The organism is Ideonella azotifigens, from assembly GCF_006519715.1.
Classification (GTDB): domain Bacteria; phylum Pseudomonadota; class Gammaproteobacteria; order Burkholderiales; family Burkholderiaceae_C; genus Ideonella; species Ideonella azotifigens.
On sequence record NZ_VIDT01000173.1, the window covers coordinates 1 to 9,002 of the forward strand.

The 9,002-nt window shown below is 64.5% G+C and carries 8 protein-coding genes; 4 read left to right on the top strand and 4 right to left on the bottom strand.

Annotated features, from left to right (window positions below; all coding sequences use genetic code 11):
- On the top strand, positions 1–549 hold a 549-nt coding region (locus FKP22_RS12700; RefSeq protein WP_233446838.1), incomplete at its 5' end, for an SAM-dependent methyltransferase.
- A gap of 152 nt (positions 550–701) precedes the next feature.
- Here FKP22_RS12700 and FKP22_RS12705 read toward each other — a convergent pair.
- Positions 702–1,079 (bottom strand): hypothetical protein, encoded by a 378-nt coding sequence (locus FKP22_RS12705; RefSeq protein ID WP_141287856.1) that lies wholly within the window; start codon positions 1,077–1,079, stop codon positions 702–704.
- Between the two features lie 169 nt (positions 1,080–1,248).
- Here FKP22_RS12705 and tldD point away from each other — a divergent pair, with 169 nt between their 5' ends.
- Both tldD and FKP22_RS12715 read left to right on the top strand, forming a co-directional pair.
- Entirely contained in the window at positions 1,249–2,712 is a 1,464-nt protein-coding gene (tldD, locus tag FKP22_RS12710) for a metalloprotease TldD (protein WP_141287857.1), read from the top strand.
- A 71-nt stretch (positions 2,713–2,783) separates the two neighbouring features.
- Positions 2,784–4,097 (top strand): glycosyltransferase family 2 protein, encoded by a 1,314-nt coding sequence (locus tag FKP22_RS12715; protein ID WP_141287858.1) that lies wholly within the window; start codon positions 2,784–2,786, stop codon positions 4,095–4,097.
- Here FKP22_RS12715 and FKP22_RS12720 read toward each other — a convergent pair.
- Both FKP22_RS12720 and FKP22_RS12725 read right to left on the bottom strand, forming a co-directional pair.
- Positions 4,069–5,430, bottom strand: a complete 1,362-nt coding sequence (locus FKP22_RS12720; RefSeq protein WP_141287859.1) for a hypothetical protein — start codon at positions 5,428–5,430, stop codon at positions 4,069–4,071. The two genes, FKP22_RS12715 and FKP22_RS12720, sit on opposite strands and share 29 nt — an antisense overlap.
- A gap of 162 nt (positions 5,431–5,592) precedes the next feature.
- Positions 5,593–6,834: a sulfatase gene (locus FKP22_RS12725; RefSeq protein ID WP_170200873.1), complete on the bottom strand. Its 1,242-nt coding sequence runs from the start codon at positions 6,832–6,834 to the stop codon at positions 5,593–5,595.
- 441 nt (positions 6,835–7,275) lie between these two features.
- On the opposite strand from FKP22_RS12725, the gene FKP22_RS12730 reads away from it, so the two are divergent.
- Entirely contained in the window at positions 7,276–8,424 is a 1,149-nt protein-coding gene (locus FKP22_RS12730) for a 3-deoxy-7-phosphoheptulonate synthase (protein WP_141287861.1), read from the top strand.
- A gap of 27 nt (positions 8,425–8,451) precedes the next feature.
- On the opposite strand, the gene FKP22_RS32010 is transcribed toward FKP22_RS12730, so the two are convergent.
- Positions 8,452–9,002 (bottom strand): hypothetical protein (locus FKP22_RS32010; RefSeq protein WP_170200874.1); only part of this gene is annotated, 551 nt, incomplete at its 5' end.

Sequence of the window (9,002 nt, forward strand, 5' to 3'; positions counted from 1 at the left end):
GTGACCGCCTTGAGCGCCGCCGGTTGCCTGGCGGGCCACAGCGGCGCAGTGGGATTTCACTTCACCGGCTTCCTGCCGGCCAAGGGCGGCGAGCGCCAGGTGGCACTGGACGCGCTGCTGCAGCAAACAGGCGCGACGGTGCTGTTCGAAGCACCGCACCGCATCGAAAACCTGGTGGCGGCGCTGGCTGAGCGCTGCGCGGAGCGCAAGGTCACCTTGTGCCGCGAGCTGACCAAGCAGTTCGAGCAGGTTCACAGCGCACCCGCAGCCGCGTTGCCGGCCTGGCTCGCGGCGGACGCGCAGCGTCTCAAGGGCGAGTTTGCGTTGGTGCTGCACCCGTTGCCGCCGGCCGTGCAGCAAGACGGCGACGATGGCCTGCCCAGCGATGCCAAGCGCCAACTGAAGGTGCTGCTGAGAGAGTTGCCACTGAAACAGGCCGTAGCGCTGGCCGCCGAGCTGAGCGGTGCGCCACGCAATGCGCTCTACACGCTGGCGCTGCAGCTTCGCAGCGCCGGTGGCGATGAAGAAGCCGCGTCCGGGCAAGACTGAAAACCTGTCGTCGGAAAAAGAAAGCCCGCCGGGGCACAAGGCCAGGGCGGGCTGCAGCGTGATCAACCAGGGGCTCCAGGCCTGACCTGCGGGCCGCGCGCTGGGGCTCAGTCAGCACGCGCCGGCAGGTGACCTGCACACACCTTGGACGATCACTGTTGCGGGGTGGTCGTCGGCGCAGTGGTCTGGCCGTCATGCGCCTGACGGGCAATGTGGCGGTTGGTGCGGCGCTCGGCCGAACGCACGCGGCTGCGCTCCTTGGCGGTCACCGTGCCATCGGCAGCAGCCTTGTCTTGCAGGTTGCTGATGTGCGTTTCCTGCTTGTCCAGGCGGTTGGTTTCGGCAGCATTCAGGCCACCGCTGGCGGCGGCTTTGTCGATGCGCTGTTGCTGGCGGTCCTGCTTTTGCGCAATGTGCGGCGTGCTGGCGCCGCGCTCGACCGGGGTCGCGGTTTGCGCGGAGGCCGCCACGCTGGCCAGGGACAGGATGCTGGCCAGCGCCAGTGCAGAGGTGGTTTGCAGCTTGAACATGGGATCGCTCCTTCGATTTGGGTGAGACAAACAGGCCGGCGCCGGTGGGTGGGGTTGCTTGTGTCGCCGGATGTGAAGCACAACGCATCCCATGCTGCGTGAGATGACATCGAATGGTCAATGCATGTAACGCCCCACAGGCTGCAGGCGCACTCCTACAATCAAAAACATGATCTCGCGCGAACCCACCCTCGAACGGCTTGCCGTGGCCCAAAGCCTGCTGCTGGACCCTTACCAGCTGACGGAAGCCAGCCTGTCCCGCGCCCTGGCCACCATCGGTGAACACCGGGTGGACGACGCGGATCTCTATTTCCAGTACACCCGCCACGAAGGCTGGAGCCTGGAAGAAGGCATCGTCAAGAGCGGCAGCTTCTCGATCGACCAGGGCGTGGGCGTGCGCGCCATCGCCGGCGAGAAAACCGCATTCGCCTATTCGGACGACATTTCCGAAGCCGCGCTGCTGGATGCCGCGCGCACCGTGCGCAGCATCGCTGCAGCCGGCCAGAGCCGCCGCGTCAAGCTGGACCGCAAGCCGCAAATCGCAAAGAGCCGTTTGCTCTACGCGCCGCTGGACCCGATCGCAACGCTGGACAGCACGCAGAAAGTGGCGCTGCTGGAGCGCGTCGAGAGGATGGCCCGCGCCCGCGACCCGCGCGTGGTACAGGTCATGGCCGGCCTGGCCGCTGAATACGACGTGGTGATGGTGGCACGCGCCGATGGCACCCGCGCCGCCGACGTGCGCCCGCTGGTGCGCCTGTCGGTCACCGTCATTGCCGAGCAGAACGGCCGCCGCGAAGTCGGCTCCGGCGGCGGCGGCGGCCGCTTCGGCCTGGGCTACTTTCAGGAATCCCAGCTCAACGAATACGTGGACCAGGCCGTCAACGCGGCACTGACCAACCTGGACTCCCGCCCCGCACCGGCAGGCATGATGACCGTCGTGCTGGGGTCCGGCTGGCCCGGCGTGATGCTGCACGAAGCCGTCGGCCACGGACTGGAAGGTGACTTCAACCGCAAGGGCGCGTCCACCTTCTCCGGCCGCATTGGCGAACGTGTCGCCTCCAAGGGCGTCACCGTGCTGGACGACGGCACGCTGACTGACCGCCGCGGCTCGCTGAACGTCGACGACGAAGGCAACCCGACCCAGCGCAACGTGCTGATCGAAGACGGCATCCTGCGCGGCTACATCCAGGACAGCATGAACGCCCGCCTGTCCGGTGTGAAGCCCACCGGCAACGGCCGCCGCGAAAGCTACGCCCACGTGCCGATGCCGCGCATGACCAACACCTACATGCTGGCCGGCGACAAGCCCAAGGAAGAGATCATCGCCAGCATCAAGCGCGGCCTCTACGCCACCAACTTCGGCGGCGGCCAAGTCGACATCACCAGCGGCAAGTTCGTCTTCTCCGCCTCCGAAGCCTTCTGGGTCGAAAACGGCAAGATCCTCTACCCCGTCAAGGGTGCCACCCTGATCGGCAACGGCCCCGACGCCATGACCCGAATCAGCATGATCGGCAACGACCTCGAACTCGACACCGGCGTCGGCACCTGCGGCAAGGAAGGCCAGAGCGTGCCGGTGGGGGTTGGGCAGCCGACGTTGAGGATTGATGGGTTGACGGTGGGTGGCACTGCTTGAGCGAGCCATCCTCCTCATCTTCCCTGCCGGGTCAGCAGGATTGCTGTTGCCCGGTTTGACTGCTGCGATCGATGTTTTCCTTCCTGAACGGTTCGCGTCAAAAGCGCGACAAGAACGAAACGACCAGCGAGCGTAAAGCCGCAGAGGTCGTGCCTCAGCCTGCTGCAACCAAGGCTGAAGCGCACTCGGCCGAAGTCGAACAGCCCTTCCTCGGCCTCGGCGGCATTTTCGACAAGGTCCGGGACCTGAAAAAGGCCGGGCAAGCACAGGCCGCTGGTGAGTTGCTGATGGCAACCTTCCGCGAGCGCGAGCATCCGGTGGTGGCCTATCGCATGATCGCAACCTTGTTGGACTTGCGCCGCTACGACACGATCCTCGAATTCCCGTCAGCGAAGCCCTTCAATTCACGTGACTTCTCGCTGGCTGAGTACTTGGTCAGCGCGGGCCCGGATCGCGCCGCCTCGCCCCTGATGTCAGACTCGCCGGCATGGCAAGGACTGGGCTACGTAACCATGGTGAAGGACGAGCAGGACATCCTGCTGTTCAACTTGGTCTGGCACTACGCGATGGGGGTGCGTCGGTTCTTTGTCATCGACAATCTGTCCACCGATCGCACGCCGGCACTGCTGCAACTGTTCCAGCAAGCCTTCGCCGATGTCACCGTGCTCACGCTCAAAGACACCGTGATGGCCCACTTCCAGGGCCGCAAGGTGTCCGGCGCCTGCTGGTACCTCAAATCCCTGTGGCCCGAGCTGGAGTGGCTGATCCTTGTAGACGCGGACGAGTTCGTCTGCAGCGACCGACCGCTGCGCGAAATGCTGGAGGCTGTGCCTGCCGAGATCGATGCCGTGGCGCTGCCCAAGAGCATCTATGCGTTGACGCCCGGCGATGCGGTAGAAGATGTGGACCACTTCTTCTACCGACTGACCCACCGACAGCCGCTGTCGCACGTCTCCGCCAAGGTGATCGTGCGGGCGCGCGTTGGCATGGAGATCGCGCAGGGCAATCACAAGTTGCTGGAAGCCGGCCACTACGCCCGTGCTAGCTATACCTCTTTGCCAGGCTTGACGATGCGCGAGTTCCCGATGCGCACGCGAGCCCAGTTCGAACGCAAGGTGATCAGTGGTGCGCAGGCCGTGAAGGCGGCACGCGAGCAAGGACTGGTCGCCGTGGGTGGCGACCATTGGATGAACCTTTACCGGCTGCTTGAGCAGGGTGGGTCGCAGGCGCTGCAGGCCAGGCTCGACACCCAGATCGCCAACAATGCAGAACGGGCCTGCATTGCAGACCCGCTTGCCATGGGCACGGTGATGGATCGCCATTTGCCTGACTGGCGTCAGGCAGTGCCATTGACCGTCACTGCGGTCCCACGAACAGGCTCTTGAAGCCGCCGCCGATCTCCGCCCGAAAGTTGCTGTCCGGGTTGTAGACCTCCTGCGCGACGTCGGTCGAAAGCAAGGCCCAGGCACTGGCATCGTTCCACGCGCTGCCCCACAGCGAGGCGATCTCGGCATCGGAGACGGCGCTGGGGGCCTTGTTCACGGCGCGGCCGGTGGTGATGCGCAAGACATTCATCAGCTGATCAAAGCTGATCGTCACGTCGAAAGTCTTGGCGGCAAACGTTGCATGTTGGGACGCTGCACCTTGCGAGGTCCACAGTGCGAGCCCACGCTCTGAATCACTGGTGGTCACACCGTTGCCGTAGATCGGCCCGCTGACGATGGGAATGCCGCCCTGGACGGGATCGCCCCATACCTTGGCGTTCACGAACCACGATTCGCCTGACCAGTTGCTCACGCCGGTGCGCATGATCGCTGTGTCCATCAGGTACTGGATCTGGCAAGGATTGGTGGCCTCGTCCTGCCGGCACTTGTGGTTGTAGAACGTGGCCATCATCTGCTGCTTGACCTGGGCCATCGCCCGGCCACCCTCGACGCTGGCGGTGGTCAGCCCCTGTTCGCTGCGCAGACGTGCCTTGGTGCCGTTGAGCCAAGGCTGCAGCGGATCAGCCAGCCAGGCTGCATGGCGGAAGTTCACAAACGTGCCCGTGATGTAGGCGTTGTCGCCCTTGCCGTTCTGGCCGCTGCTGGAATACGGGCCGAAGAAGCTGGCCTGACCGTCGCTCTGAATACCTGAGCTGGTCAACAAGGCCATTGCGCCGTTGGCATCAGACGCATTCAGGAAGGCGCTGGAGGCGCCTCGCTTGGCACGCGAGGCGGCATCACAAGCCGAGGTGTTGGCAGAAGGAACCCAACGCAACTCGGCGCCCGCGGCATCGGCCGGCACACCGGTCAGGCCTGAAACATCGGCGAGCCGAGTGTCGCTGAACGAATCCAGCGGGCCTTGCGAACCAGCCGTGCAGCCCTGCGCCTGGCCGAAGAAGAAAATCTTCATGCCAGGCGACAGCGCCGTGTTGCCGTCGTTGGGATCCCAGAAGGCGGCCAATGCCGTGCCACCGGCCACCTTGTTCAGTGAGCTCGCGCTCGCATTTGCTGCTCCGGGCGCGAAATAGAAGCTGTCTGCACCGATCGTCAATTCTGGCGCGACTGCCTGGCTGCCGCCCTGCGGCTGCTCGGCCGGCACGCTCGTCCCGGAGTCGCCACCACCGCCACCGCATCCCACGACCAACCCGCTGACCAGGAGGGCGAGACCCAGTCCCGTGCTGTGCGCAGGCTTGCGCGAGTGTTCCTTGTTCCCGATTCCGACCGTGCTGACCATGATTGACTCCGTTGCAGGAGCGCGACCCATGAGGGGGCGCGCTTGCAAAGGTCATCGGTGGCCAGGGCACTTGTCTTGAAGTGGAGGTGCAGGCGGTTTGGTGGCTTTCTGTCGCTAAAGTTGGTCGGGCAAGTGTCGAAACTTGGCTGGATTGCGGAAGAACTACACGGGGCGAGGCGGCATCAGCGCGTCGAGCTGGGCCATCAAAGGCTCGTGAGACGCATCTCCCGCCAGATTCTTGTACTCGTGAGGATCAACGGATTCATCGTAAAGCTCCCTCTCGCCAGCGCTGTAGCGGATGTACCGCCACTGGTCCGTGCGTATGGCATGGTCGTACTGCTCATGCGTGGTGAGCACAGGCACATCCCAACTGCGCGATGGCTGCTCAATCAAGGGACGCAGGCTGACGCCATCCATCGGATAAGCCGGCGCGGCACGGCAGTAGTCCAGCAGGGTGGGCACCATGTCCCGCAGGCTGACGCACGCACGCTGGCGGACCGAAGTGGCCTGACCTGGGCGCCTCATCAGGAAAGGCACATGCGTGGACCGCTCCCACAGAGCCTCCTTGTGCCAGTGGAATTTCTCCCCCAGATGGAAACCGTGGTCGCTCCAGAGCACGACCATGGTGTTGTTCGCATGCGGGCTGGCGTCCAGCGCCGCGATCAATCGGCCAATTTGTTCATCCACCCATGAAATGCTGGCCAGATAAGCTTGCACAGCATCGGCCCACAGGTTCTGCTTGGTAATGCACTGATGGAAGTTCCATTGCAGCGCGATCGCTCGTCCCGCTGGCCCTAGGTCGTCCAGGTCATCTGCGGGCGCCTCCGGGAGCGCCAGTCCTTCTTTGGGGTACATGTCGAAAAAGCGCTGGGGCACGTACCAGCCAACATGCGTGCGCACGAACCCAACCCCCAGAAAGAAGGGCCTGCTGCGACTGGCCGACGCCAGATAGTCGATGCCCTGCTGGGCGAAGCGGTAATCGGGATGGTCTGAGTCCGGGCCGCTGGTCGGGCCCCAATCAAAAGCACCTACACCTGTGCCACTTGGACACACCTTGTTGGCGTACGGAGTGGTCGTAGGAAACGGCTGCGAACCCAGGGTGAAGTTGTGATCAACCTTGCCATAGAGCTGCGTGGCGTAGCCCGCATTGTTCAGCATGCCCCACAACATCGGCTTGCCCGGATTCACCGTACTGAAGGTTTGGTCGAGATCCCAAACCCCTGTTGACTGCACCGACAGGCCGGTCAGTGCACTGGCACGTGATCCAGTGCAGGTCGGCGCGTTGCAATAGGCCCGCTCGAACACAGTGGAACGTGCAGCCAGCGCATCCATGTTGGGCGTCTTGACTTGGGGATGGCCTTTGAGAAATCCGACCCAGTCATTCAGATCGTCAATGGCGATCATCAACACATTGGGCGGTGGGCCACTTTCCCCGCCGGAATCGCCGTCACTGGGAGTTTGATCCGGACCGCCGTCCCCTCCCTCAGATGAACTTCCACCACAACCCATTAAAGCAGCGCCCACACCCGCGAGCTGCAACCATGTCCTGCGTCGCATGCATCCCCCCTCATTTCCCCGTCAATGGACCGCTTGAAAGTTGCGGCCTTGTAAAGCACCAAAGCATACCCTTTTCCTTTCCAATCCCGCCCGTGCTACATTCATCGCGTCATGAGCGCCCCGCGATTCTTTTTTGCCTACTTTTGGTTCTCGCCCCGTCTGGCGGCTGGAGAGGCAATCGCGCGCGACTGAAGCATCAAGCGAACATCCCCAGAAAACCGCCGGCCCCACCGGCGGTTTTTTTTCGCCGGTGCCCAAGGGCCACCACTGTCCCCAGGAGAAGCCCAGATGAATGCCAAGGCGACCGCGCCCCAGCCCCTTTCCGCCCCGTCGAGCAGTGAAGCCCGCAGCGGGCTGGTGCTGAGCGAGCGCACCAGTGAAACCGATGACCAGCGCATCCAGGAGGTGACGCCCTTGCCGCCACCCGAGCACCTGATCCGCTTCTTCCCCATTGCCGGCACGCCGACCGAGCGGCTGATCCAGTCGACCCGGCAGGCGGTGCGGCGCATCATGAAGGGTCAGGACGACCGGCTGCTGGTGGTGATCGGGCCCTGCTCGATCCATGACCCGGCTGCCGCGCTGGAATACGCGCGCAAGCTGCAGCCGCTGCGCCAGCAGTACGCGGACACGCTGGAGATCGTGATGCGGGTCTACTTCGAGAAGCCGCGTACCACTGTTGGCTGGAAGGGGCTGATCAACGACCCCTACCTGGACGAGAGCTACCGCATCGACGAAGGGCTGCGCATGGCGCGCCAGTTGCTGGTCGAGATCAACCGGCTGGGCATGCCGGCAGGCAGCGAGTTCCTTGACACGATCAGCCCGCAGTACATCGGCGACCTGATCTCGTGGGGCGCCATCGGCGCGCGCACGACCGAAAGCCAGGTGCACCGCGAGCTGGCCTCGGGCCTGTCCGCACCGATCGGCTTCAAGAACGGCACCGACGGCAACATCAAGATCGCAACCGATGCGATCCAGGCCGCCGCCCGGCCTCACCATTTTCTGTCGGTGCACAAGAACGGCCAGGTCGCGATTGTCGAGACCAAGGGCAACCAGGATTGCCACGTCATCCTGCGCGGCGGCAAGGCGCCGAACTATGACGCGCAAAGCGTGATGTCGGCCTGCAGCGAGCTGGAAGCGGCCAAGCTGACGCCTTCGCTGATGGTGGACTGCAGCCACGCGAATTCGAGCAAGCAGTACCAGCGCCAGCTGGACGTGGCACGCGACATCGGCGCGCAGCTGAGCGCCGGCAGCCGGCAGATCTTCGGTGTGATGGTCGAGAGCCACCTGGTGGCCGGCGCGCAGAAGTTCACGCCGGGCAAGGACGACGCGGGCCAGCTCTGCTACGGCCAAAGCATCACGGACGCCTGTCTTGGCTGGGACGACTCGGCCGAGGTGCTGCGTGTGCTCAGCGAAGCGGTGAAGGCACGCCGGGGCTGAGGCGGCGCATTAAAAAGAGGAATCTCTTCATCGAAGCGCCTGCGAGCCGGCATACAGGTCCAGCACGCCGCCGGCGATCTCGACCCGGCCGGCATCGTCCGGGTTGTAGACCTCCTGGCCGACTTCGGCCGACTGCAGCACCCAGGCGTCGCGTGCGTCCCAGCGGTTGCCCCATCGCTGGCTCATCTGTTCGCTGCTGAGCTGGCTGGGCGCCACGCCCAGCTGCTGCGCAGCGACCATGCGGGCGGCGTTGAGCAGCTGGTCCAGGCTGACGGTCGCGTCAAAGGTGCGAGGCGCGAAGGTGCCATGCTGGGTGGCCGAGCCCTGCGAGGTGAACAGGGCCAGGCCACTGTGTGGCTCGCGCGTGGTTTCGCCGGGCGCACCCAGCCCACCGCGCACCACCGCCGCGCCACCGCGCGCCGGTTCCAGCGTGACGTGGCCGTTCAGCTCGAAGGCATCCTGGGCGGTGCTGCCGTTGACTTCCGAGCGTGCGAGCACGGTGTCGAGTTCGTACTGCAGCTGGCAGGCGGCGGGCCGCTTGTCCTTGACGCAATCGGCATTGACGAAGGTCGCGCGCA

Excerpts from the sequence above, each read along its gene's own strand:
- FKP22_RS12725 (WP_170200873.1), bottom strand. The coding sequence starts at position 6,834 with ATGATCGCCATTGACGATCTGAATGACTGGGTCGGATTTCTCAAAGGC.
- tldD (WP_141287857.1), top strand. The coding sequence starts at position 1,249 with ATGATCTCGCGCGAACCCACCCTCGAACGGCTTGCCGTGGCCCAAAGC.
- FKP22_RS12705 (WP_141287856.1), bottom strand. The coding sequence starts at position 1,079 with ATGTTCAAGCTGCAAACCACCTCTGCACTGGCGCTGGCCAGCATCCTG.
- FKP22_RS12730 (WP_141287861.1), top strand. The coding sequence starts at position 7,276 with ATGAATGCCAAGGCGACCGCGCCCCAGCCCCTTTCCGCCCCGTCGAGC.
- FKP22_RS12720 (WP_141287859.1), bottom strand. The coding sequence starts at position 5,430 with ATGGTCAGCACGGTCGGAATCGGGAACAAGGAACACTCGCGCAAGCCT.
- FKP22_RS12715 (WP_141287858.1), top strand. The coding sequence starts at position 2,784 with ATGTTTTCCTTCCTGAACGGTTCGCGTCAAAAGCGCGACAAGAACGAA.